At 62.1% G+C, this 23,929-nt stretch carries 24 protein-coding genes; 15 read left to right on the forward strand and 9 right to left on the reverse strand.

Annotated elements, in window-relative coordinates; genetic code table 11:
* Window positions 1-156: 156 nt before the first annotated feature.
* From KRX51_RS08540 to KRX51_RS08565, 6 genes are read left to right on the forward strand one after another with little or no spacing between them, the layout of a single operon-like run.
* The gene (locus tag KRX51_RS08540) at window positions 157-3,102 is read left to right on the forward strand and encodes a Na+/H+ antiporter subunit A (protein ID WP_218362719.1); all 2,946 of its coding nucleotides are present in this window, start codon (window positions 157-159) and stop codon (window positions 3,100-3,102) included.
* Window positions 3,099-3,599: a Na(+)/H(+) antiporter subunit C gene (locus KRX51_RS08545; protein WP_218362720.1), complete on the forward strand. Its 501-nt coding sequence runs from the start codon at window positions 3,099-3,101 to the stop codon at window positions 3,597-3,599. The genes KRX51_RS08540 and KRX51_RS08545 overlap by 4 nt, the downstream gene beginning before the upstream one ends.
* Window positions 3,586-5,256, forward strand: coding sequence for a Na+/H+ antiporter subunit D (locus tag KRX51_RS08550; protein WP_218362869.1), 1,671 nt, complete (start codon window positions 3,586-3,588; stop codon window positions 5,254-5,256). The genes KRX51_RS08545 and KRX51_RS08550 overlap by 14 nt, the downstream gene beginning before the upstream one ends.
* Entirely contained in the window at window positions 5,256-5,834 is a 579-nt protein-coding gene (locus tag KRX51_RS08555) for a Na+/H+ antiporter subunit E (protein WP_218362721.1), read from the forward strand. The genes KRX51_RS08550 and KRX51_RS08555 overlap by 1 nt, the downstream gene beginning before the upstream one ends.
* Window positions 5,831-6,112 carry a monovalent cation/H+ antiporter complex subunit F gene (locus KRX51_RS08560; RefSeq protein WP_218362722.1) on the forward strand — a complete coding sequence of 94 codons (282 nt, stop codon included), beginning with the start codon at window positions 5,831-5,833 and terminating at the stop codon, window positions 6,110-6,112. The genes KRX51_RS08555 and KRX51_RS08560 overlap by 4 nt, the downstream gene beginning before the upstream one ends.
* Window positions 6,112-6,459 (forward strand): monovalent cation/H(+) antiporter subunit G, encoded by a 348-nt coding sequence (locus KRX51_RS08565; RefSeq protein ID WP_218362723.1) that lies wholly within the window; start codon window positions 6,112-6,114, stop codon window positions 6,457-6,459. The genes KRX51_RS08560 and KRX51_RS08565 overlap by 1 nt, the downstream gene beginning before the upstream one ends.
* Here KRX51_RS08565 and KRX51_RS08570 read toward each other — a convergent pair.
* The 4 genes from KRX51_RS08570 to KRX51_RS08585 are packed head-to-tail and all read right to left on the reverse strand — an operon-like array spanning window position 6,456 to window position 9,251.
* Window positions 6,456-7,652 (reverse strand): glutamate--cysteine ligase, encoded by a 1,197-nt coding sequence (locus KRX51_RS08570; protein WP_218362724.1) that lies wholly within the window; start codon window positions 7,650-7,652, stop codon window positions 6,456-6,458. The two genes, KRX51_RS08565 and KRX51_RS08570, sit on opposite strands and share 4 nt — an antisense overlap.
* A gap of 54 nt (window positions 7,653-7,706) precedes the next feature.
* Window positions 7,707-8,270: a hypothetical protein gene (locus KRX51_RS08575; RefSeq protein ID WP_218362725.1), complete on the reverse strand. Its 564-nt coding sequence runs from the start codon at window positions 8,268-8,270 to the stop codon at window positions 7,707-7,709.
* A gap of 2 nt (window positions 8,271-8,272) precedes the next feature.
* A complete protein-coding gene (locus KRX51_RS10370; protein WP_218362726.1) occupies window positions 8,273-8,941 on the reverse strand; it encodes a LytR C-terminal domain-containing protein in 669 nt (222 codons plus the stop codon).
* 31 nt (window positions 8,942-8,972) lie between these two features.
* Window positions 8,973-9,251 (reverse strand): DUF3263 domain-containing protein, encoded by a 279-nt coding sequence (locus tag KRX51_RS08585; protein WP_255549579.1) that lies wholly within the window; start codon window positions 9,249-9,251, stop codon window positions 8,973-8,975.
* Between the two features lie 50 nt (window positions 9,252-9,301).
* Here KRX51_RS08585 and KRX51_RS08590 point away from each other — a divergent pair, with 50 nt between their 5' ends.
* The 4 genes from KRX51_RS08590 to KRX51_RS08605 all read left to right on the forward strand — a co-directional run bounded on the left by KRX51_RS08590 (window position 9,302) and on the right by KRX51_RS08605 (window position 12,452).
* Entirely contained in the window at window positions 9,302-9,886 is a 585-nt protein-coding gene (locus KRX51_RS08590) for a peptide deformylase (RefSeq protein WP_218362727.1), read from the forward strand.
* A 4-nt stretch (window positions 9,887-9,890) separates the two neighbouring features.
* The gene (locus KRX51_RS08595; protein WP_218362728.1) at window positions 9,891-10,919 is read left to right on the forward strand and encodes a GNAT family N-acetyltransferase; all 1,029 of its coding nucleotides are present in this window, start codon (window positions 9,891-9,893) and stop codon (window positions 10,917-10,919) included.
* A 47-nt stretch (window positions 10,920-10,966) separates the two neighbouring features.
* Window positions 10,967-11,764 (forward strand): exodeoxyribonuclease III, encoded by a 798-nt coding sequence (locus KRX51_RS08600; RefSeq protein WP_218362729.1) that lies wholly within the window; start codon window positions 10,967-10,969, stop codon window positions 11,762-11,764.
* Between the two features lie 130 nt (window positions 11,765-11,894).
* On the forward strand, window positions 11,895-12,452 hold the full coding sequence (locus KRX51_RS08605) for a MarR family winged helix-turn-helix transcriptional regulator (RefSeq protein WP_218362730.1): 558 nt from the start codon (window positions 11,895-11,897) through the stop codon (window positions 12,450-12,452).
* A 3-nt stretch (window positions 12,453-12,455) separates the two neighbouring features.
* On the opposite strand, the gene KRX51_RS08610 is transcribed toward KRX51_RS08605, so the two are convergent.
* Together KRX51_RS08610 and KRX51_RS08615 are read right to left on the reverse strand one after the other, a co-directional pair.
* Window positions 12,456-13,244, reverse strand: a complete 789-nt coding sequence (locus tag KRX51_RS08610; protein WP_218362731.1) for an ABC transporter permease subunit — start codon at window positions 13,242-13,244, stop codon at window positions 12,456-12,458.
* Window positions 13,241-14,158, reverse strand: coding sequence for an ABC transporter ATP-binding protein (locus tag KRX51_RS08615; protein ID WP_218362732.1), 918 nt, complete (start codon window positions 14,156-14,158; stop codon window positions 13,241-13,243). The genes KRX51_RS08610 and KRX51_RS08615 overlap by 4 nt, the downstream gene beginning before the upstream one ends.
* Before the next feature lie 67 nt (window positions 14,159-14,225).
* On the opposite strand from KRX51_RS08615, the gene KRX51_RS08620 reads away from it, so the two are divergent.
* On the forward strand, window positions 14,226-14,543 hold the full coding sequence (locus KRX51_RS08620; RefSeq protein WP_218362733.1) for a hypothetical protein: 318 nt from the start codon (window positions 14,226-14,228) through the stop codon (window positions 14,541-14,543).
* Window positions 14,544-14,561: 18 nt separating this feature from the next.
* Here the strand turns inward: KRX51_RS08620 and KRX51_RS08625 are convergent, their stop codons facing one another.
* On the reverse strand, window positions 14,562-15,065 hold the full coding sequence (locus KRX51_RS08625) for an NUDIX hydrolase (RefSeq protein ID WP_218362734.1): 504 nt from the start codon (window positions 15,063-15,065) through the stop codon (window positions 14,562-14,564).
* Window positions 15,066-15,193: 128 nt separating this feature from the next.
* On the opposite strand from KRX51_RS08625, the gene KRX51_RS08630 reads away from it, so the two are divergent.
* From KRX51_RS08630 to KRX51_RS08645, 4 genes are all read left to right on the forward strand, one after another.
* Window positions 15,194-16,720: a hypothetical protein gene (locus KRX51_RS08630; RefSeq protein WP_218362735.1), complete on the forward strand. Its 1,527-nt coding sequence runs from the start codon at window positions 15,194-15,196 to the stop codon at window positions 16,718-16,720.
* Window positions 16,720-17,703, forward strand: a complete 984-nt coding sequence (locus KRX51_RS08635; protein ID WP_255549580.1) for a glutamate ABC transporter substrate-binding protein — start codon at window positions 16,720-16,722, stop codon at window positions 17,701-17,703. The genes KRX51_RS08630 and KRX51_RS08635 overlap by 1 nt, the downstream gene beginning before the upstream one ends.
* On the forward strand, window positions 17,700-20,048 hold the full coding sequence (locus KRX51_RS08640) for a tetratricopeptide repeat protein (protein ID WP_370625079.1): 2,349 nt from the start codon (window positions 17,700-17,702) through the stop codon (window positions 20,046-20,048). Before KRX51_RS08635 ends, KRX51_RS08640 begins: the two co-directional genes overlap by 4 nt.
* A gap of 96 nt (window positions 20,049-20,144) precedes the next feature.
* Window positions 20,145-20,849: a L,D-transpeptidase gene (locus tag KRX51_RS08645; protein ID WP_218362736.1), complete on the forward strand. Its 705-nt coding sequence runs from the start codon at window positions 20,145-20,147 to the stop codon at window positions 20,847-20,849.
* A 345-nt stretch (window positions 20,850-21,194) separates the two neighbouring features.
* Here the strand turns inward: KRX51_RS08645 and KRX51_RS08650 are convergent, their stop codons facing one another.
* On the reverse strand, window positions 21,195-22,391 hold the full coding sequence (locus tag KRX51_RS08650; RefSeq protein WP_218362737.1) for an acetate kinase: 1,197 nt from the start codon (window positions 22,389-22,391) through the stop codon (window positions 21,195-21,197).
* A 3-nt stretch (window positions 22,392-22,394) separates the two neighbouring features.
* Window positions 22,395-23,783 (reverse strand): phosphate acetyltransferase, encoded by a 1,389-nt coding sequence (gene pta, locus KRX51_RS08655; protein ID WP_370625088.1) that lies wholly within the window; start codon window positions 23,781-23,783, stop codon window positions 22,395-22,397.
* Between the last annotated feature and the right edge of the window lie 146 nt (window positions 23,784-23,929).

Genomic DNA, 23,929 nt, shown 5'->3' on the forward strand with positions numbered 1-23,929 from the left:
TCAATGTGGACCTTCATTGTGGGTGTACAAATTATTTCCATCAGCTATTCAAACAGCAAGGACGCCTAGTGTACAAGCACGCTCACGCAATAATTGCTTCAGCTATGCGTACCAACCCGTCGTAGCTAACTCCGGCGACCCCGCATAATGGAAGCTATGACTATCCTTATTTGCGTGCTCGCCCTAACGGCGATTGTGGCACACCAGGCGATTCGCCGCATGGGGACCTATGCATTCCCCCTGCTCGCCACACCCCTTTTCGTGGGCACCATATGGTCATTCAACGAGGTAGTACGTCTTTATCTCGGCGGCCAACCTCGCAGCCTGCACTACCCCTGGATCCCCCTCCTTAATCTCAATATTGACTTTCGTCTCGGCCCCCTCGAGGCGCTATTCGCCACCTTGGTGCTCGGAATCGGCACCATCATCCTGATCTACTGCACCGGCTACTTCCACAATCCACCCCGCGGCCAACGCCGTCGGCTCGGCTATTTCTCCGGCCAACTCGTCGGCTTCGCCGCAGCCATGTTTGGCCTCGTCATCAGCGACAATATGCTGCTGATGTACGTCTTTTGGGAGGCCACCTCAGTACTGTCTTTCCTCCTGGTCGGCTACTACGCCGAACGTTCTTCCTCCCGCCGCGCCGCAACCCAAGCCCTCATGGTGACCACCCTGGGCGGGCTCATCATGCTCGTCGGCCTCATCCTGCTGGGCCAGACCACCAGCATGTGGAAGTTCTCTGAGCTAGCAACCATCCCCGCGGACACGCTCAGTGAGCCCCGCGTCGCCATTGCGGTAGTGCTGCTCATCATCGGCGCACTATCGAAATCAGCGATCGCCCCACTGCATTTCTGGCTACCCAGCGCCATGGCCGCCCCCACGCCTGTCTCAGCTTTTCTGCACTCAGCGGCAATGGTCAAAGCCGGCGTATTCCTCGTCGCCAAGCTCTCCCCGATATTCGCCACCACCGCCTACTGGCATCTCGCCATCATCCCGCTCGGCATCCTGACCCTGGTCATGGCCGGCTGGATGGCCCTACGCCAGAAGGACCTGAAACTCATCCTGGCTTATGGCACCGTCTCCCAGCTGGGTTTCATCATGGCGATTACCGCTATCGGCACCCGGGCCGCATTACTAGCCGGGCTGGCGCTGACTCTCGGCCACGCTTTATTCAAGGCCCCCTTATTCATGGTGGTCGGCGCTATCGACCACTGCACCGGAACCCGCGATATCCGCACACTCTCCGGCCTGGGCCGACGCACCCCACAGTTGGTGGTCATCGCCTGCCTCGCCGGTGCCTCCATGGCTGGGGTGCCCCCGCTGTTCGGTTTCGTCGCTAAGGAAGCAGCCCTGGAATCGGTGCTGCACGCAGCGCCGCTGGCGGGCATGCCGGGCATCTTCACGGCCGTCGGCGTGGTGATCGGCTCCACGTTCACCGCCGCCTACACACTGTTCGCCCTCTGGGGTGCATTCGCCACCAAAGATGGCCGTCCTTCCGAGGCTGTCGCCACCATGTCCCGGCCCTCGGCGTGGATGGTCATTCCCGCCGGTATCCCCGCGGTTATCGGCCTTATCGCTGGTCTTGCGCCCCATGTCATTGATGCGGGCTTAACGACGTATCTACACGCAGCGTTCCCGAACGAACCCGGCCATACGCACTTGGCGCTGTGGCACGGTTTCAGCACCCCACTGTTACTGACCGCAGTCATCCTCACTGCCGGGTACCTCATGTTCCGGCTGCGCCACCTCGTCGCGCTTTTGCACTTCGATAAACCCGCACTTGGTGATGCCAATGAGTTCTACGACACCATCCTCTCCCGCGCCCGTACCCTGTCCACACGTGTCACCGCCACCACCCAGCGGGGGTCGCTGCCGCTGACCGAAGCGATCGTGATGCTGGTGCTCATCGCTTTGCCGATGTCAACGCTGCTGCTGGGGTCACGCGATGACTTGGTGATGACTCTGTGGGACTCTCCTATGCAAGGCGCTGCGGCATTCATCATGGCCGTCACTGCCTTAGCCGCCACCCGGGTGCGCAACCGGTTATCTGGGCTCATCATGGTTGGTGTCACCGGTTATGGGTTGGCCCTCATGTTCACCCTGCAGGGCGCCCCTGACCTGGCTCTTACTCAGCTACTGGCGGAAACCATCACCGTCGTCATTTTTGTGCTGGTGCTGCGCACGTTGCCGGCACGTACTCGGGATCATGACGGCGAATGGGTGCGTGCCCGCGCCTGGTTGGCTGTGGGCGTCGGCATGGCTGCAGTGACCGTCGGTGCTTATGCAATGGCAAGTCGGCGCAGTGAGCCGATCTCTGACGATATTCCCGACCTGGCCTACGACATCGGACACGGTGCTAATGCCGTCAACGTGCTGCTGGTCGATATCCGCGCCTGGGATACCTTCGGCGAGACAGCGGTGCTGGTCATCGCTGCGATCGGTATTGCTTCGCTGGTTTTCCGCACCCATACGGTGGACTCGTTGCCCCGCCCGGTGCGGCGCTCCCGCAAGGCTCGGCGTACCGACGCGCGGTGGTTGGCCACCACTGATGCCCAGTCCGAGCGCGGCAATCAGCCGTTATTGCTGCTGATCGCGACTCGACTGTTATTCCCATCGATGATGGTGCTGTCGCTGTACCTATTTTTCGCCGGCCATAATTCGCCTGGTGGTGGGTTCGCGGGTGGTCTGGTGGCGGCTTTGGCTATCACGCTGCGGTATATCGCCGGCGGCCGGTGGGAGCTCGATGAGGCTGTTCCGGTGCCTGCCGACGCCCTCCTCGGTTCCGGCCTGGTGTGCTCGGCAACGTCGGTAGCCGCCCCGATATTAGTCGGCTGGCCGCCGTTGACCTCGGCGATTACCGAATTTGAGGTGCCTCTTATCGGGGAGGTGGCGGTTGTCTCACCCCTGCTGTTCGACGCCGGGGTGTACCTGATTGTGGTGGGCACGGTGACTTATATGCTGCGTTCCTTGGGCGGGCGTCTGGATGTCGAAGCTGACCGGCGAGCTATCCGCGCGCGCTCGCGTCGGATTAGTCTGACCAAGTTGGGGCGCACTCGTCGGCATCGCTCCGCACGCACTCACAGCAGAAAGGCGGCGCGATGATTATTAACTTCACGCTGCTGGCCACTGCCGGCGTGCTGCTTGCCGCGGGCACCTACTTATTGCTTGACCGCGCTATCACCCGGATGCTGATGGGGTTGTTATTGATGGGCAATGGCATCAACGTGTTCATCCTGGCGACCTCCGGGCCTCCCGGGAAACCCCCGATTCGTGGTCATGGCCCTAACCCCAGCGCCGAGGTGGCCGACCCGCTACCGCAGGCGCTGATCCTCACCGCCATTGTGATCATGCTGGGGTTGTCCGCATTCATTCTGGCTTTGGCCTACCGGCAGCACCGCTACCGGGCTGGGGATCACATTCAAGACGACCGGGAAGACCGGGCTCTTGCCGCCCGGCGCGCCGACGACCCGTCACTGGCCCCGGACCACGACCGTTCCGATGACCCCACCACGGGTAAACCGACCGGCGCGGGGGACCAGTTCGGCCCGGAGAGCTTCGAGAAGCCACTGGCGAAGGGGGCCGATGATGATGACGACTGAGTCCCTGATCGCCATTCTTATCCCCCTGCCGGTATTGCTTCCGGCGGCTGCGGCGGCGCTGGCCTTGCTGCTGTCGCGGCGACCCCGGGTGCAGCAGTTGGTTGGCATTAGTGCTCTGGGAGTGCTGCTGCTGGTAGCGGGGGCACTGGTGTATTCGGTGCGCGCCTACGGTATTCATACTGTTCAGGTCGGTGGTTGGGACCCGCCAGTGGGGATCACCTTGGTGGCCGATGGGTTGTCCACTTTGATGGTGTTCATCTCCCAGCTGGTGCTGTTCGCGGTCTTTCTTTTCGGCATTGGCCAGGGCATTCGCGACGGTGATGATGATGACCCCATTTCCGTCTATGTTCCCACCTATTTATTGCTCAATATGGGTGTGTCCATGGCTTTTCTCGCCGGCGATTTGTTCAATATGTACGTCGGTTTTGAGGTGCTCTTGGTCGCCTCCTATGTGCTGCTCACCCTGGGCGCGTCGGCGCAGCGTATCCGTGCCGGGGTGTCCTATGTGATGGTCAATATGCTGTCGTCGATGGTGTTTTTGCTGGCCATCGGCATGGTGTACGCGGCGGTGGGTACGGTGAATTTCGCCCATGTGTCTATCCGCATGGAGGAGCTTCCCGACGGCACCCGCACTGCTATCGGCGCGGTGCTTTTGGTGGCTTTCGCGGTCAAAGCCGCGGTCTTCCCGATGTCGTCGTGGTTACCGGATTCCTACCCCACCGCCCCGTCGACGGTGACGGCGGTTTTTGCTGGTTTGCTCACCAAGGTCGGCGTGTATGCCATCATCCGCGCCCGCACGGTGCTGTTTCCGTATGACACCCTCGACGCGGTGTTGTTGTGGGCGGGCTTGGCGACGATGCTGCTTGGCATCCTCGGCGCGATGGCGCAGAACGACATTAAACGACTTTTGTCATTCACCCTGGTCAGCCATATCGGCTATATGATTTTCGGTATTGCCATCGGCAATCCTTTGGGCATGTCCGGCGCCATTTTCTACGTGGTGCACCATATTCTCGTGCAAACTGCGCTGTTCTTGGTCGTTGGCCTGATTGAACGCCAGGCCGGTTCGTCGTCACTGCGCCGCTTAGGTGGATTGGCGAAGGCGTCCCCGGTTCTTGCGGTGTTGTACATCATCCCTGCGCTGAACCTGGGTGGCATCCCGCCTTTTTCTGGTTTTATCGGCAAGGTGGTGCTCATTGAGGCCGGGGCGCTCAATGGCTCCCCGACGGCGTGGGTGCTCATCGCTGGTTCTATTGTGACCTCGCTGTTGACGCTGTACACGATGGTTTTGGTGTGGTCGAAAGCCTTCTGGCGGGACCGTTCCGACGCCCCGGAAGGTGATGTGGCGCTGGCCCGTCCGATGACCCTGCGGGAAAACACCCGCACCATCCAGTTATCTGAGCGTGCCGACGTTGGCCGCATGCCTTTGGGCATGGTCATTCCCACCGCTGTTCTTGTCGCCGCTTCTCTTGCAGTGTCGCTGTGGGCGGGGCCATTGACTGCGGTGACCAATCGGGCGGCGCATACCGTCGAGGATGTCCGCGGCTACCGGGCGGCGGTACTGGGTGTGGATGATCCCGGTGAGCAGCTAGAACTGCCGCGCCCGGGCCGGACGCTGGGCCCCGGCGAACACCAGGAAATTGGGGGTGCGCACTAATGCGGGACACACTGCGCCGCAATAAACCACCAATTGTCATGTTCACCTGGCTGGTGCTGCTGTGGCTATTGCTGGTCGGCGAAGTCACAGTCGGCAATATTGTCGCCGGGGTGGGCATTGCGGCGGTGGTGGCCCTAGTGCTGCCCATGCCGCGGGTACCTACTGGTGGCCTGGATGTGAACTGGCCGGCGATGGCCACATTGCTGGTGAGCTTCACCGTGGAGTTCATCACCGCATCCTGTGCCGTGGCCTGGTTAGCGATGAGGCGCTCCGCCCAACCATGTGGTGCGGTGGTGCAGGTGCCAATGCGTACTCGCGATGACCTCACCTTGGCCTCGGCTGTTGCGCTGATTAGTTTGCAGCCAGGTGGGCTGGTGATGAAAGTCGACCGGCAACACCATCTGCTGACTATCCATATCCTGGATGCTTCGACGACCGGCCGGGTCGACAGGGCCGTCGGCAAGCTCGCGGCAATGGAGCGCCGGGTAGTGCGTGCCTTTGAAAACCGTGATGTCAACGCCACTTCTAGCCGATTCGGCCACGACCACGCCCAAGTTCACCGAGAGGACACCCCATGAGCGAGGCTGTCTACCACGCCGTACTCACAGGTGCGGGGACGATTTATGGCATCGCCGCGATGCTCACCTTGGTTCGCCTCCTGGCGGGGCCGAATTCGCTGGACCGGCTGATCAGCCTGGAATCACTGATCGCCATGGTGCAGGGCCTGCTGGCTTTGCTTATCGCCGGCTCACTGAATACCTCATGGGCCTACCCGATGCTGGTGGTGGCACTGCTGGGCTTTATTAGTTCAGTGGCGGTGGCCCGCTTCCGCGTCCCAGATAAGAAGGGGACCTGATGAACCTATTTTTTGATTGCCTATCGCTGCTATTCATCACCGGCGGGGCGCTGCTGTCACTGTCTGCGGCGCTGGGCCTGGTGCGGTTCCGCGATACTGTTTCACGTATGCACGCCTCGGCGAAGCCGCAAACACTGGGGCTGATCCTCACTATCGCCGGGGTTCTGGTGCACATTCAGGTGCATGCCGACGCTAATGCCAGCGTGCGCGGCGATATGGGCATGCTGCTGCTCATCGCCGTATTCGGCCTGGGTACCGCACCGGTTGTGGGGACCCAGCTGGCGGGTATCGCCCGGCGCGAGCACTTAGTCGACCGGGAGCATCTCACCCGCGACGACGAGAACTAATCCTTTAGTGGGTGCCCGGCGGCGAGCTCACGCACAACCAAGTCCACGGCCGCAGCCCATGGGGAACCGCCACGCTGATTTTCCACGTCCCGGACCTTTTGCTCCGGGGCTAGTGCGGGCAATGCACCGGCGGCGTGGGCGACGCGGCGCTGCCGCTGGTAGCCGGCACCGAGTTCCATAATGGTGGTGACCTGCTCCAGTTCGGAAGCACAGTTGAGGTCTTTGGCGACTGGGCGCAGGGTGTCGAGCAGGTCGTGCAGGTCCTCAGTTACCCAACGCTCGGTGGTGTCGCGGTCGGTGATGATGAGTGCGTCCATGCCATAGCGCGCGGCACGCCACTTATTTTCCCGGTTATGCCACGGCGGCAAACTGGGCAGCTGTTCGCCGCGGTCCAGCATTCGGTCGTAGTGCACCACCAGGCTGTGGGTCAGGGCCACCAGCGCCGAGAGTTCCTGAATATTCGACGTGGAGTCGGCCACGCGCACCTCGATGGTGCCGAATTTCTCCGCCGGGCGGATATCCAGGTGCATCGAGCCGGTGTGGTTAATCACGCCGGACTTAGCCTGGTCCGCCATGTACTGCTCGTATTCGGCCCAGGTGTGCAGATCTGGGGGCAGGTCCGCTGTCGGCAGTTGTTGGAATAACAGGGTGCGGTTGGAGGCGTAGCCCATGTCTTCGCCATTCCACGCCGGGGAGCTGCCGGACAGGGCAAGCATATGCGGCAACTGCACCTGCAGTGCGTTAATGATGGGCCAGACTCGGTCGGCGGAGCGCACACCCACATGGACATGCACACCCCAGATCACCATCTGGCGGCCCCACCACTGGGTGCGGTCCAAAATCTCCTGGTAGGTGGACTTATCATTGACGCGCTGGTCGGTGCCGCGGGCGAAGGGGTGGGACCCAGAAGTCCACAGGTCCACTTTGTGCTTATCGCAGGCGGCCTGAACCAGCTCAAGGCGGCTTTGCAGGTCAGCAACGATTTCCGGAACGTCGGTGCACACATCGGTGACAAGCTCGACAGTATTGGCGAGGAATTCCCGGTGAATGCCGTGTTCCGGATTGTCTTCGGCGATGGTGGCCAGCACATCGTCTGCGCACGGGACAGTGTCCCGGGTGGTGCGGTCTACAAAGGCCAGTTCCCACTCGCAGCCGAGGGTGGGCTTCGGTGACCCGACAAAGTTTTCGGTCATTGGCCTATTTCACCATACCGGGTGGTCTATGCGAACACCCCGTCCCGCATCGACTTACTCAGAGTCAGCTTCAGTATCGACAGGCGGGGTCCAATTCACTCGTTTACTGCAGGCAACGACGGTGCCCTCATCGTCGGCAAGCACCAGGCCAGCCAGACTATCCGGGTCCCGTTTCACCGGGTTGGACTGCACTGCAGCTGCACCTTTGTCCTTCACCGTGATAGTTCCCACAACCCCCATCGAACCATCGTCATTGACCTCATCACTATCCGACGGAGTGGTTGTGGAGATCTCCTCACCAGCCCCAGGGCAGGTTTGTGTGGAGGTGGCAACCACCCGGTACTCACCCGGATCTAGAACGGTCGGTGCGACCGGATCGTCGACAAGCCCCACCCAATCGTCGGTATAGGCGGTGCGCACCCCGGCGAGCACCATGGTCAACCCATCATCGCTCTGCGAGATGAAGTTGTAGTAGCTGCCCATCTGGTCAAGCTCCGGGGCATCCGGGCGGGCCGAGGTGGAACTGGTCACGGATTCAGCCGACTCATCCCCACCGGAGGCGCAGCCAGTCAGGCCAACAGCGGCGGCGAGGAATACGGCACTAAGGCAACGACGCATTATTAGATGATCACCACAACGATGCCGGCGGGCTGGTCAGTCAGTTCTGCAGGGCGCTCGGCAACGACCCAGTCCGGGCCGAGATCCGCGGCGGCCTTCTCCGCAGCGGCCTGCTCTGCGGCATTACCCGGAGTGTAGAAAACGCTATTGGACTGCGCGCGGTACTGCTCACCAGGCAGGTTGCCATGATCGGTTTTCACCCAACCCCGGTCACCCAGATCCGTGGCGACCTCTTCGGCACGGTTGGGCACCAAACCATTATTGAGCACCTGAACGTGCATAGTCGCCGGACTGAAGGCCGCAGCGTCAGCGCCGGCCGCAGCTGCGTCGGGGCCGACGTCAGCGTCGGGGCGTTCGCCATTGGGCTGTTCCGGCTGGGCCGGGGCAGGCGGGGCGGGCGGGGCATTGGTGGCAGAAGCGCTGGTGGAAGTCTGCGCCGCAATCGGCTCTTCGTCATCGCCGCTGGTGAGCACATAGATACCCCAGGCGGCGAGGATAACTCCGATGAAAATCAGCACCATGGCCAGGCCCCGCAGCGGGGCTCCGCTGGTATCGGCCTCACCTGCGTAGGCGGCACGGCTACTGGGTTCCTGGGCGGGGTCAGGCACTGCCGCATCGTCCAGGCGGTGCCGACCGCGGGGCTCATTGACGTTCAGATCATTATCGGACACGCGGCCTATCGTAACCGTTTTTATAGCTGCCCTATGAGTCTTCAGGCTCCGCGCCATCGCGGATTCGCTGCAAGCGATGCACCGTCACCGGGTCGGCGGCCTCCGCCCCCGGCGTGGAAATCAGCCGGTTGAGCAGTTGGTAGTAGCGCAAAGGGTCCATATTGAACTCCGCGCGCACCGCCTCAGCGCGGGCGGCGGGCCCCAGCGCCGGGGTTCGCTGGGAGCTAACCCGGGTGCGCTCAAAGCGCAGCATCCGCCAGGCCAGTTCGGGGTCTACTCCCCCGGTATCACCGTCGATACGCTGCTCCATATACCCCACTTAATCATTCCTGCGCGCACTCGAGAGTATCCTCTATGCCCATGGCCATTCTCCCCATCGTCATCACTGGTGACCCGGTATTGCACACCCCGACCGCCCCGGTGACCGAGTCCCCGGAGGAACTCGCGCAGCTCATCGCGGATATGTACGAGACCATGGATGCCGCCCACGGCGTCGGTCTTGCCGCGAACCAGGTCGGCGTCGGCAAGCGCCTTTTCGTCTACGACTGCCCTGATGAGACCGGGGCCCGCCAGCGTGGCTGCGTGATCAACCCGGTGCTGGAAACCTCCGAGATCCCAGAGACTATGCCTGCCGACGACGGTTCCGACGATGAAGGCTGCCTATCTGTGCCTGGGCTGATGTTCCCCACCGGCCGCGCCGAGCACGCCACAGTCACCGGCACGGATGAAAACGGTGCCGAAGTCACCGTGGTGGGCACGGGTCTGCTGGCGCGTTGCTTGCAGCATGAGGTTGGTCACCTCGACGGCTATGTGTACACCGACGTGCTGATTGGCCGGTGGAAGCGCAAAGCCAAAAAGGCAATGAAACGCGCCGGCTGGGGTGTTCCGGGTAATACCTGGATGCCGGGCGCTGACCGTGACCCGTTCGGGCACGACGATCTCTAGTCCGATGTCACATCAGCCCTTGCCAGCCGAGTCGCGGTTCGGCTCGGGTCCCGTTGCCGTGGGCCGACGTGTGATTGTGCGGCGCGCGCTTACCGACGCCGAACGCGCCACCAGCGACGCGAAAGTCACTGATCTTATTGGGCATGTGGAAAGCGTCGACCCGCTCATTGTGCGGCCGCAATTGCGCGGCGGGGCGCGCAGTGACCTCGACCCGGTGGATTTCAGCGAGCACGATGTGCTGGTGGTGAAGACGCTGCCGGATACCCCGGTGCGCAATTCGGATATTCGGGCAGTGGAGACCGCCACCGCGAAGGCCTTCCCCGGCATTGAACACACCTGGTCTGGTGGGTGGCTATTGCGTGCAGGTGATGGCATCACCGAGCGTTCCAATTCGGCATTGCCCATTGGTTCACGTGCGGCCTCAGCTGAGGTGCCGATGGCCGATATCGTCGAGTTCTATCGGCGCCATAACCTGCCGGTGCGCGTGGCCGTACCGGATCGGATTTGCCGGCCGGCGGAGCTTCTCACCCAGGGCCCGCAATGGCGGCGGGGCCCGGAGATTGTGGTGATGACCCGTTCCGCTGAGGATCTGCCGACGCCGCAGCAGTTGCCGGGTGTTCATGCGGAGGTGCTGGACCGCCCGGATGAGGAGTGGTTATCGCTGTATCACTTCCGTGGCCAGGCGCTTCCCCGACGTGCTTTGCAGCTGCTGATGGACGATATTGACGGCAAGATGAGTTTTGGTCGGCTCCTGCGCGACGGGGAAACAGTGGCGATTACGCGCGGCACGCTGACCGAATCTGAGGATGGCCGTCGCTGGTTGGGGTTTTCCGCTGTGGAGGTCAACCCGCGCCTGCGTCGGCAAGGCCTTGGCACCATGTTGGGCCTGCACATGATGCATTGGGGCGCTGAGCATGGCGCGGATGCGGTGTACCTGCAGGTTGTCTCGACGAATGAGGCTGGTGTGGCGCTCTATCGTCGGCTTGGTTTCGGTGAGCATCACCGGCATCGGTACGCCGAATTGGTTGGCTAAGCACCACAGGCCTGGGTGGTGGCGGCGGCGAGTGTAGCCTCGCCAATATGCGACTGTGTACTTGGAACGTCAACTCTGCCCGCACCCGTGTTGAGCGCATTATTGGGGTGCTTCAGCGCCACGATATTGACGTTATGGCCATCCAAGAAACCAAATGCCGGGATGACCAATTCCCCTTCCAGCCTTTTATCGATGCTGGTTATGAGGTCGCGCACCACGGGCTGAACCAGTGGAATGGTGTGGCCATTATCTCCCGGGTGGGGCTGGCCGATATTGAGCGGGGTTTTGCTCAGCAGCCTGGCTTTAGCAAGGACCCGGCCAAGGAGGCCGTTGTGGAGCCGCGTCATATCGCCGCGGCCTGTGGCGATATTCGGATTCATAGTGTGTATGTGCCCAATGGTCGCGCAATTGACGATCCGCATTATCAATACAAATTGAATTTCCTCGCCGAACTACGCGCAGCCGCAGCAAGCAGCCTCGCCGACGACCAGGAGGCGCGCGAGGTCATTGTGGGCGATTTCAATATCGCCCCACGCGATAGTGATGTGTGGGATATCGACTTCTTCGACGGCAAAACCCACGTCACCCAGCCAGAACGTGATGCCTACAACGCACTTGCCGACGCTGGTTTTACCGACGTCACCCGCCAATTCACGGAAGGCGAGTGGACATACTGGGACTATCAGCAGCTGCGTTTCCCCAAGGGTGAGGGCATGCGCATTGATTTCCAGCTAGCTTCCCCCGCTTTGGCCGCGTGCGCTACCGACGGCTTCATCGACCGCGAGGAACGCAAGGGCAAAGGCGCTTCCGACCACGCCCCGGTGATTGTGGATTACCGCTCCTAACACCCTCGCAGGGCCGGTGCCACACAAGGTTTGGCGAGAAAACATTATGATTTTTCCCCAATAACCCGAAAAGTTTTTTACGATGAACAGATATCACGACAATTTATTTTTGAATTAGAAAGGTGTAGCTATGGCCTCCAATACCAACACTGTGCTCAGCAAAGACATGGACCGCGTCGTATGCGCCGAAGGCGGCGACATCAGCCTCGACCCGGCAACCCGCGCCGACGTCCAACGAGTCGCCTCCGGTATTTACGACTTCCTGGCCGCTACTCGACGGCTCGGCGAACGCCCCAACCAGCGACTAGAGATCTCCCAGTCCGAAATGGAGATCCTGCACTTCGTTTCCCGCCACCCCGGCTGCGGCGTATCCGATATCGCCCGACTGCGCTTCCTGCGCCCCTCCAACGTCTCAGCCACGGTACGTCGCCTGCTCGATAATGAGCTGCTGCTCCGCGAAAACAACGCCCATGACCGGCGCGCCCAGGACCTCTACATCTCCGACAACGGCAAGGAGATGCTCACCCGCGTCAGCGAGCACTGGGGTGAGATCATCTCCCGCATCGTGTCCACCATGGACATCAATGACGTGCGGGTACTGGTCAAGGCTGTGCCGTCGCTGCTCAAACTCACCGAGCACTCCGAGGTATTCGTCGAGGAGCACCAGCGACGCCAGCAGAACCTCTAAAACCTAGGGGCGCACATCGCGACGGCTGAACACAAAAATGCCAAGCGCGACGATCGCAACAACCCAGAGCATGGGGTAGGCCAAACCTGCCCACCCGAAGGCCCAGTCCGCAATACCGCCGAATACATCGAACCCAGCGTTCTGCCGCACATAGGCATCAAAAACAGTGGCCGGACGCCACGGGGCGAGGGTCTCGCCTACCTTCGGCAAGGTCGGGATGATCGACTCTGCCAGCAGTAGCCACAGCACCAACAGCACAATCACCCCAGCTGCGCGTTTCAGCACAAAGGCCAAGCCCACCGCCACGGCCACCATCAAAAAGGTATCCACGGGGGTCAGCACTAACAGCCGCAGGCCATAATCGTCGTTGGTCAACGGAGTCGACGTCACCGTATCGGGCAGCAGCAACCAACCAACGACGACACCCACCAGCATGGCAATACCCGTCATGACGACGGCAAACAGGCCGGCGACCAGGATTTTCGACGCCACAATCTTCCACCGAGACGGCTCGGCAAGCGCAGTGGTACGAATCAGCCCCGAGGAATACTCACCGGTAACAGCGAACACCCCCAGCAGCAGAAGCATCGCCGGGGCAATCCCCCGAACCTGGCTGACGAATTGCGCCAGCGCGACCTCCGTCGGCGCGCGGTCGGTATAAAACGGGTCCTGCAAGATAGACACCTGCTGCGCAGCACCAATACCGACCAGTATGAACAGCAACACCGGTACCAACCAGGTGGAGCGGGAGGTGCGCAATTTGACCCATTCCGCACGAATTGTGTCGATCATTGGTTACCTCCGCGGTATTCAGTCTCCGAACCGGTCAACTCCATAAAGGCCTCTTCCAAGGACACCCCGGCAGAAGTCAACTCCTGCAACGGGATGCTGCTCTCATAGGCGGCCAAACCCACCACATCAGTAGCGGCATCGACATAGAGCACGCTGCGCCCATGCGGGTCCACATCCTGAGTGAAGGTCATCCCCTTGGCCTGCAAGGTTTCTTCCAATAGCTTCTGGTACTCAGTGCGCACCAGGGAACGCGCCTGAGTCGCGTCGCCACCAATCTCATCGACGGTGGTCTGTGCAATAAGCCGACCACGGCCAATGACAATGAGGTCCTCGGCGGTCTGCGCCATCTCCGTGAGCAGATGCGAGGAAACGAGGACAGTGCGCCCCTCACCGGCCAGAGTCCGCAATAACCACCGCACCCACGCGATGCCTTCCGGGTCCAGGCCATTGACCGGCTCATCGAGAATGAGATGCTCCGGGTCCCCAAGCAGGGCCGACGCCAGACCCAGGCGCTGCGACATACCGAGGCTAAACCCATCGGCGGCCTTATCGGCCACATCCGTCAACCCGACAAGCTCGAGCACCTCGTCGACCCGCTTCAGGTTCAGGCCATTGGCCGCAGCAATCCACCGCAAATGATTACGGGCACTGCGTCGGGGTGCGACATCGCGGGCTTCCAGCAGCGTGCCGACCTGCCTGCCGGGCCGCTCCAACTGTCGATAAGGAACCCCGTCGATAAGCGCCTCACCTGCGGTGGGACGATCCAGCCCCACCATCATGCGCATGGTGGTGGTCTTGCCGGCACCGTTTGGGCCTAGGAAGCCAGTAACCACTCCAGGGCGTACCGTAAAAGAGACATCATCAACGGCTGTCTTCCCGCCAAATTTCTTGGTGAGTCCTCGGACTTCAATCATGGTGCATAGTGTGCCAGGGTTTAGCCACCAGCGGCAGGTCAGCCTTAATTGGAATAGGTTGAACATTATGAAAACGCAGCTCAAAAAAGCCACCGACGTCAATACTGCCGCCCTGGTCGGCACTGGTCTCATCGGCGGCTGGCTCATCGCCCGCGAAACCGAAATCCGCCCCATCGGGGGTGCTGTTCTCGCCGCAGCCGGCGGTTACGCCACCCGCAGCTGGGCCGCCCGACACGGCGGCGCTACCGCAGCAGGCCTGCTGGGCACCTATATCGCCGCATTCGGCCTCTCGCACCCGCTGGCGAAGAAAATCGGGCCCTGGCCTGCAGTGCTCACCGTCACCTCAGTAGCCGCTGGCGCCGCCGCGCTCTCCGACCGCTCCTAAAGCAGAGTCAGCCGCGGGCTAGCCGCGCTGCGCAATGAGGTCAAAAATCACCTGGCGCAGCCGCGGCCAGCTGTCGCGGAAGGCCGGTAATAAGTCCAGCTCGGGGATCTCGTCGGCAGGCACCCATTCCAACGCCAACGATTCGGCATTAGCGTCGGTACGCACCGGGGTATCAGCCATGGCGAAAACCGTCGTATAGGTCCACCCGCCGGCAAGGTCCGGGCGCTGCGGGTCCGCCGGATATGGCCCCGCGGTGACCTCCGCATGCAGCACCTGCACCTGGTCGGCCCGCACCCCGGTTTCCTCTTCGGACTCGCGCAACGCAGCCTGCTCCGCACTTTCGTGCGAATCACGCGCACCACCGGGGACACCCCAGGTCAACGGACAGGACGTCCAATCCGCGCGGTGCTGCATCAACACGCGCGCATCCGGGGTGAATAACAGCAGACCAGCTGCGCCAAACCGGCCCCAGCACCGTGTGCCATTGGGCCCTGCCGACCAACCGTTGCCGTCTTGAAGCATGGCCCCACCTTACTCGAGGCCGATCCAAAAACCCGCTTGTGGTTTCACTCACATAGACTGAACGCTACTATTGCTTTGCATAGGGCAGGCTCGGCACAAGCTCCTCAGACCTGGCCGGAGGTGAGGTTATGACCGAGAGTTCCCCCGCGCAGCGCGCACCGCGCCGGTCGCGGTTCTCTGGGCGCAGCACTGCCGACGGCGACCGCCTCCACGAGGTCAAACACGGCAGGCACCATCACCGACGCGGCCGCACCCATCATCACAGCCGGCCCGCCCCAGACTTCCGCGATGCCGACGAGCGTCTCGACGATCTCGACCTGCGCCACACCACCACCGGCACCGGTCTGCTGGGCACCCGCCTCAACAATGCGTTGCAGCGCCCTCGTGAGGCACTGACTTTCCTGTTCACCTCACCCGGTCGGCTCACCCTCACCGCGGTGCTTCTCATCATTTCCATCCTGGCTACTGGTTTTTCCATCACCTCTGATATCAACCACCGCCAAGAGAACCTGACCCGCATGGCAAGCCAGTCCGAGCCGCTGTCACATGCCGCACAGAACCTGTACTCGGCACTATCAGTGGCCGACGCCTCAGCAAATACCGCATTCTCGCGCGGGGTGAACAGCTCAGTCGTGGGCCTGCGCCGCGATTATGACGACGCCATCGCCCAAGCTGCGCTCGCCGGCACCCAGGCAGCCACCGGCATTACCGACGTCGATAGCCCCGCGATGCAGGACATCTCCACGGTGCAGCGGCTTCTGCCCGTCTACACCGGGCTCGTAGAAACCGCACGGACCAATACCCGGCAGGGAAACCCGGTAGGCGTGTCCTACCTAGCTGAGGCCTCCGGACTGATGCAGGAACAGATCCTGCCCGCCGCAGCCACGCTGTACCGCAGCACCACCCAGTCCGTCGCCAGGGATCGCCCGACCACGGCAGGCATCCCCGTCCAGCCCCTATTCGGCCTATTCATCACATTGCTGGCATTAGTCCTGACGCAGTGGTGGATCACTCGACGTACCCGGCGATTAATTAATCCGGGCTTGGCCGTGGCAACCATCCTGCTGGCCTTCACGCTGCTTGGTCTCGCCGGCACCGCCGCGTTCTCCTGGCGCGGGCCCGGCACCGACGGCTATACCGAGCCCGTCGAACTGCTCACAGAGGCCCGCATTACAGCCCAGCAGGCCCGTGCGTCGGAAACGCTGGATCTGGTGAATCGTCGCGCCGGCAGCGACTCGGACTTCGACAGCTCGGCAGCCAAGATCAACGGGCTGCTGTCTGACATCGCCATCGAAGCCGAACGTGGCAAAAATGACGGCCGCGACCAGACAATACTGGCAGCCGCCGGCGCACTGGCCCAGTGGGAGGCCTCCCATGACCAAATGTCGGCACTGATGGATGTCGGCGACTACTCCACGGCAATGACCATCGCTACCGGCGAAGGCATCGACGGAGTCAGTTCGGTGGAGTCATTCCGCACCTTAGATACCGCCCTGCGCGAAGCTATCGCGGAATCCCGCCAGGACCTGCGCACGCAAATCGAAGAAGCCCGCACCGCCACCGCTATTTTGTCGTCGCTGGTGGTATTCGTCTCTGTCTTAGCCGCTATCTGTGTCGCTTTGGGCTTTAGAAACCCCCTGTTGGAGTACCTGTGATGACCCGCCGACTATGCACCATGGTGGTGGCCGCCGGGGTACTGCTGACTGGCTGCGCCCCCAGCTCCGGTCCCGCCAACGATCCCTTCTCGGGCAATATCGCCAAGGTTCAGGGCGACGTGCCACTGCCCCCGGATGCGAAATACGAACCCGCCAATTCTCGCCCGCTGCAATCGCAGGATGAGTTCGTGCCTGGCACGCTCCCGCCCGGCCCAGGCACCGCGGCAGACCGGGTGCCCAATATCGTCGAACGTGGCCGGATCATTATTGGTGTGGACCCTTCACTCAACCTGCTGGCTTTCCGTGATCCGAATGGTCAGCTCACCGGCTTCGAGGTGGGGCTGGCCCGCGAAATCGCCCGCGATATTTTTGGCGACCCCGACGCAGTGGACTTCCGCTACGTCAACTCCACCGAACGCATCTCCGCCCTCGAGGAAGGCCGTGTTGATGCGGTTATCCGCACCATGACGGTGACCTCAGACCGTTCGCAGCAGGTGGGTTTCTCAGCCCCGTACTTGGAGCCCTCCGCCGGCCTGCTCACCACCCAGGAGGCGTCGATCAGTTCGACCGCAGATCTCGGTGGCCGGCGCGTATGTGTTGCCTTTAGGTCCACCTCCGAGGACGTAGCTCGAGCGACCGCCCCAGATTCGACTCTGCTGCTGGTGAATAACTGGGGTGACTGCCTTGTGGCGCTGCAACAGCATCAGGCCGAGGCCATACTTGGCGACGACTTCATCCTGGCCGGCATTAAAGCCCAAGATCCGGGCACCGTGATTGTGCAACGCGATCTGACCGCGGAGTCCTATGCGGTGGCGACCGGGCTGAAAGACTTCGGTCTGCAACGCCAGGTCAATGCCACTTTGGAACGCATCCGCGCCGATGGCACCTGGCAAGCCCTGTACAACCAGTGGCTTGGCCCGTATCTCAAAGATGGGGTGCAGCCCACCCCGAATTATGTCGCCCGTGAGGAGGCCGAGCAGTGAGTACCGACCGGCACTCCCCCACCGACGATCCTGAGGACGTCTCCACCTCGGCGATGTCCTATAACTCCGATCCTGCCGACCCGGGTACAGCCGCGGTGGCATTCGACCCTTTCGCCGACGATGACGACGAAGACGAGGTGGACATTTCGGCGCTGCTGACGTCGAAAACGCCGGCTGACCCGTCGGCAGAGTCGCACCGCCGGGCCCTGACCACCTTCCGGGAACGACGCACCCGCTCCCGCCCAGGGCGCGTCGTCGCCGGCGGGATGGTGAAATTGCCGTTCATCCCGCCCAAAAACCCGCGGGATGCGGTGCAGACCCCGGAGGAGGTCCGCGCTTCCGGCAAACCCGAACCGAAGCTGAAAACGGGTGACCTGGTAGCTGGCCAGTACGAGATTGCCGGGCCTATTGCCCACGGCGGGCTGGGCTGGATTTATTTGGCGATGGACCACAATGTGTCCGACCGGTGGGTGGTGCTCAAAGGCATGATGAGTTCTGCCGACAGCGCCGACAGTGTGATTGTGCAGGCAGAACGCGAGTTCCTGGCGGAGATCACCCATCCCGGGATTGTGAAGATCATCAACTTCATCGACGCCGAGGGCCCGGATACCGGGTTCATCGTCATGGAGTACGTCGGCGGCCCGTCGCTGCGTCAGCACAACCGGGTCCAGCCCGGCGGGCATATGCCGGTCGATACTGCGATCGGCTACATCCTGGAAATCCTGCCCGCCCTGGACTATCTGCACGCCAGGGGCGTGGTCTACAACGACCTGAAGCCGGATAATGTGCTGCTCACCGAGGACCAGGTGAAACTTATCGACGTTGGCGCGGTCACCGGCATCGGCGCTTATGGCCATATTTATGGCACCCAGGGTTTCCAAGCCCCGGAGGTCAGCCGTACTGGCCCAACCGTAGCGTCAGATATTTATACCGTCGGCCGCACGCTTGCCAGCCTCATCGTCGACTTGCCCAGCACCAATGGTGTGTATGACCCGGGGCTGCCCACCCCTCATGAAGAGCCACTATTCCGCCGCAACCTTTCGCTATACCGGTTATTGCTCCGTGCCTGCGCGGAGGACCCACAGGAGCGGTTCCACTCCGCCGAAGAAATGGCGGTGCAGCTCACCGGGGTGCTGCGCGAGATCCTGGCGGTGCGCGATGGGGTGCAGCACCCGCATCTGCGTTCCCTGTTCTCCCCGCAGCGATCCACATACGGCACTAAGCACCGCGTATTCCGCACCGATCAGCTTGTCGACGGCATTACCCGCGATGTCACCATCACCCCCCAGGAGATCAGCGCTGCCCTACCGGTGCCGCTGGTGCAGTCCGACGACCCGGGCTCCCGGCTGCTGTCGGCGGCGTCGTATTCCGAGCCCGGTGAGCTCATCGATAACTTAACGACTGCTCTGGATAACCCTGATTACGCCGGTTCAGTGGAAATTCCGTTGGCAATTGTGCGCGCCCAGCTCGACCTCGGCGCCACCGAAGATGCCCAGGAGCAGCTGCAAGCCGCGTCGGAAAGACTGACCCAGGACTGGCGCTACAAGTGGTACATGGGTGTTACTGAGCTGCTGCTGGATGACTACAACTCCGCGCTGCAGTCCTTCAACCGGGTACTGGCGATGTTGCCAGGTGAACCCGCCCCCAAGTTGGCGCTGGCCGGCACCCTGGAACTGATGATGCAGCAGGTGGGCACTAATGACCGCCAGGTACTCGATACCGGTGTTATTCGTGCAGTCGCGCATCTGGACCGCGGCCTTGACGAGCTGCCCTCGACCATCCTTGAGGAACTGGATAATACGTGGACCTCGGATACCGGCACCCCGTGGTCGATGCGTTTCCACTGCACCCGCCTATACGCAATGGTGTGGGCAACCAACCGCAGCACTGTGTCTTCTGCATTCGGCCTGGCCCGGCAGCTTACCGCCGAAGGACAATACGAGATGGCGATAGCCATGTTGGACCGAGTGCCGGCCTCCTCGCGGCACCAGCGCCTAGCCCGGTTGAGCACGATTTTGTTGTTGGTTTCCGGCGGCGCAGAACAGCTCACTGAATCCCGGATTCGACGCGCGGCGCGGCGCCTCACCGAGTTGCCGACAAATGAGCCACGCCGTGAGCAACTACGCATCGCAGTACTCACGGCAGCATTGCAATGGTTGCGGGCCAATGACCTGAAAGAAGCGGCCTCACCCAATGAGCTTTTTGATGTCCCGTTCACGGTGACGGGCTTGCGGACCGGCCTGGAAACGGGCCTGCGCATGTTGGCGCGCAATGCTCCGTTCCCGCGGCACCGGTACCGGCTTGTGGACATGGCCAATGCCATCCGCCCGCCAACAGTGCTGTAATTCTGCCCCCGTGCGGGAAGGCTATCGGGGCTCCGCCACGCCAGAACTCTATATATAATTCTCGGTTTTCAGTAAAACAGGTTTACTATCTTCACTATGACTGCTCGACACCGTCGCCCCTCCCGCCTTCGCCGCAGCATGCGCGCCGCCGTTCCGGCCGCCATGGCTCTCGGCGTCGCCACCGCTCCCACCGCTGGCGCTGCCCCCGCCATCCCGGAACTCCCTGGCTCCAGCATGCCTTCGGTGCCACAGCTACCTGGCTCTTCTATCCCGGATCCCAGCAGTGTCCTGCCGAACCAAGACGAGGTCAATGACACCATCGACCGAGCAGGCGTACCGGTCCCGAAGGAAATTCGAGACGCTATCGTGAAGCCATTCCCGGAGGCCCCGGCGCCCGCGCCAGCCCCCGCACCGGCCCCGCGGCCGGCACCGAGTGACAACCCGATTGCCGGTTCCCCGTGCCCGAAGACCGCCCGCGTGTGCGTCGATATCGCCAGCGGCCGCACCTGGCTGCAGGAAAACGGCAACCTTGCCTACGGCCCGGTGCCGACCACCACCGGCAAGCAGGGCCAGGAAACCCCGAAGGGTTCCTTCCGCGTGCTGCGCAAGGTGCGCGACGAGGTCTCCCGCGAGTTCAATAACGCTCCGATGCCCTACGCGGTGTACTTCACCAATAACGGCCACGCCTTCCACCAGGGCAACCTGGACGGCCAGTCGGCTGGCTGCGTGCGGCTACGCTCCGCCGACGCCCAGAAGTACTTCGACTTCCTGCAGGTCGGCGACGAGGTCTACATCTACTAGGCACCTGCTAGTACCCACGTGAGCGGGATAGCGCCGGTGACGGCTGCTTCCCGCTCTTTCGTGTGCTTTCGCGCGCCTTCGCTGGTGCCTTCGCTGCGCTTTTGCTGGCGCGCGTGGCGCCGCCGCAGTGCCCTCCCAGCCAGATCCGTACCAATTGCGCAGATCCGTGCGAAAATTCGCACGGATCTGCGCAATTGGTACGGGTTTGCGTTGCGGAGCCGCCGCACAGCCCCGCCGCAGCCGCCGCACCCCGCCGCACAGCCCCGCGCATACGACAGGGCCAGCCCCGCCTGAGCGAGACTGGCCCTGAGTGGAAGCGACTGCGTGTGCGCGTATTCGCCTTCGTTACTTGGCGTATTCCATGGCGTAGCGCGCGATAGCCAACTCTTCATTGGTCGGCACGACCAAGACCTTCACCTTGGATTCCTTGGTGGAGATCACCCGGGGACCATCGGTGGGCTGATCGTTGAGCTTCTCGTCAATCTCAATGCCGAAGTTTTCCAGGTTGGCCATGGTGTCCCGGCGCACGCCGACGTGGTTCTCACCCACACCAGCGGTGAAGGTAATAGCGTCGACGCGCCCCAGAATCAGCATGTAGGCGCCGATATAGCGGCGAAGCTGGTGCACGTACATCTGGTACGCGGCCCACGCATCGGAGTCGTTTTCATCCATGCGCTCCTGCAGCACTCGGAAGTCATTGACCCCAGACACGCCCTTGAGGCCGGACTCACGGTTGCACAGGTTGTCGATCTCGTCGATGGACAATCCCTGCCGGTACAGATGGAAGATTGCGCCCGGGTCGATATCGCCGGTCCTGGTTCCCATCATCAGGCCTGCCAGCGGCGTCATACCCATTGAGGTATCCATCGCGCGACCACCGGAAATAGCCGCCGCGGAGGCGCCATTACCCAAGTGCAGGGTAATCTGCTTCAGCTTCGACAAATCCTCGCCGAGGAATTGCGCCACCTGCTGCGAGACGTACTCGTGGGAGGTGCCGTGGAAGCCATAACGACGCACGTCGTACTCGGCGGCAACATCGGCCTTCAGCGGGTACAGCGCGGCCGCCGGCGGCATGGAGTGGAAGAAACCGGTATCGAAGACCACCACATGCGGGACGTCGGGAAGCAATTTGCGGGCTTCCTCAATACCGACCACGTGGGCGGGGTTGTGCAGCGGGGCCAGCGGAATCAAGTCGCGGATCATCTCCACGATCTGATCGTCGACAAGCTCCGGACCGGAGAACAGCTTGCCGCCATGCACCACGCGGTGTCCCACTGCGGCGATATCGACCGTGCTGGGGCCACATTCGTGTTCATCCATCAGGTCGAAGGCCCGGTCTAGGCCATCGGCGTGGCTGTCGATGGGCTCGGTGATTTCGAATTTTTCTCCACGCGTTTTCAAAACGATGGAGCCGTCAACCTCGCCGATGCGCTCCACGAGACCCGACACATATGGCGGATGGGTGGCATCTTTCGTTGGGTCTACTAGCTGAAACTTGATGGACGAAGAACCGGAGTTCAGAACAAGCGCGAGACGAGACATGGTTTATTGTCCTCCAGCCTGGATGGCGGTAATAGCGACCGTGTTGACGATATCGGGCACCGTAGCGCCGCGTGAGAGATCGTTGACCGGTTTGTTCAATCCTTGCAGGATTGGGCCGATCGCGAGTGCTCCACCACAGCGCTGGGCGATTTTGTAACCGATATTACCCGCATCGAGGTCCGGAAAAACGAAAACGTTAGCTTTGCCGGCAACTTCTGAATCAGGCATCTTCTTCTGCGCCGTGGACGGGTTCATCGCGGCATCAAACTGCAGCGGGCCGTCGACGGACAGATTCGGGTCGAGCTTGCGGGCGTGCTTGAGGGCCTCAACAACACGGTCGACGTCCTCACCAGTACCGGAGGTTCCGGTCGAGTAGGACAGCATCGCCACCTTCGGTTCCAGACCGAAGTTGCTGGCGGTCTCGGCGGAATTCACCGCGATCTCACCGAGCTGCTCAGGCGTGGGATTAGGCAGCACCGCGCAGTCGGCAAAGCCCCACAGCAAGCCATCCATCACCATGAAGAACAGCGAGGAGACGGTGTTGACTCCCGGCTTGGTCTTGATGATCTGGAATGAGGGCTTGATGGTGTGCGCGGTGGTATTCGCCGCGCCGGAGACCATGCCGTCGGCCATGTCGTTATGGATCATCATTGTGGCGAAGTACGAAATATCGCGCATCGTTTCGCGCGCATCATCGACGGTGACGCCCTTGTCCTTGCGGAGTTCGGCGAACTGTTCGGCGAACTTTTCCCGCAGGTCGGAGGTCTCCGGGTTCAGTATCTCTGCCTTGGAGATATCTAGGCCCAGCTCTTGGGCGCGGGTCTGCATTGCGTCCGGGTCGCCGAGAATGGTCAGGTCGCAGAAGTCGGCGGCTTGAATGCGTGCTGCTGCGGTGATGATGCGGTCATCGCCGCCCTCGGGCAGCACGATCCGGCGACGATTCACCTTGGCCTGCTGGGTGAGCCACCACTGGAAGCGGTGCGGGCTCACCGTCGGCTGGCAGGGGCGCAGTAGTTCACTGAGTTTGTCCGACCCCATGGTCGCGACGGGCACGTCGATGCCCTTGAGGTCGAGCTCATCGTCGGTGGACTCAGGCGCCTCGCCGAGCAGCAGCAGGGCCAGCGGGGTGGCGCGGTGTTTGCGGGCTTCGGCGATGGCCATGCGGATTCGGGTCAGCGCTGCGGCGTCGGTACAGCCGGAAGCGTCGGCGGACAGCACCAGCCCGGAGCCGGTGGCGGCAGCGGCGCGGGAGTCGAACTCGAGGTTGCCCGTGGCGATGAGGATGGCCGGGGATGGGTCGGCGGCAATGGACTCTTCGACGGAGGCCACAATCCGCGATAGTGCGACTTCGGGGTTGTCCACGACGGTGTCGACAGATACTTCGCCGGGCACGCCGACGAGGTGGATGAGGCGCGCACCACCGAGGGCTTTGTCGACGGCGCCGACGGCTTCGTTGTAGTCACCGGCGTTGTCGACATCGGAGACCAACACAGTTAGGGGCCGATTCGGAGTCTCGTTCACTGTTTGAGTCCTTCCCG

Origin of the sequence: Corynebacterium sp. TAE3-ERU12 (assembly GCF_019209905.1) — a bacterium.
Lineage (GTDB): Bacteria > Actinomycetota > Actinomycetes > Mycobacteriales > Mycobacteriaceae > Corynebacterium.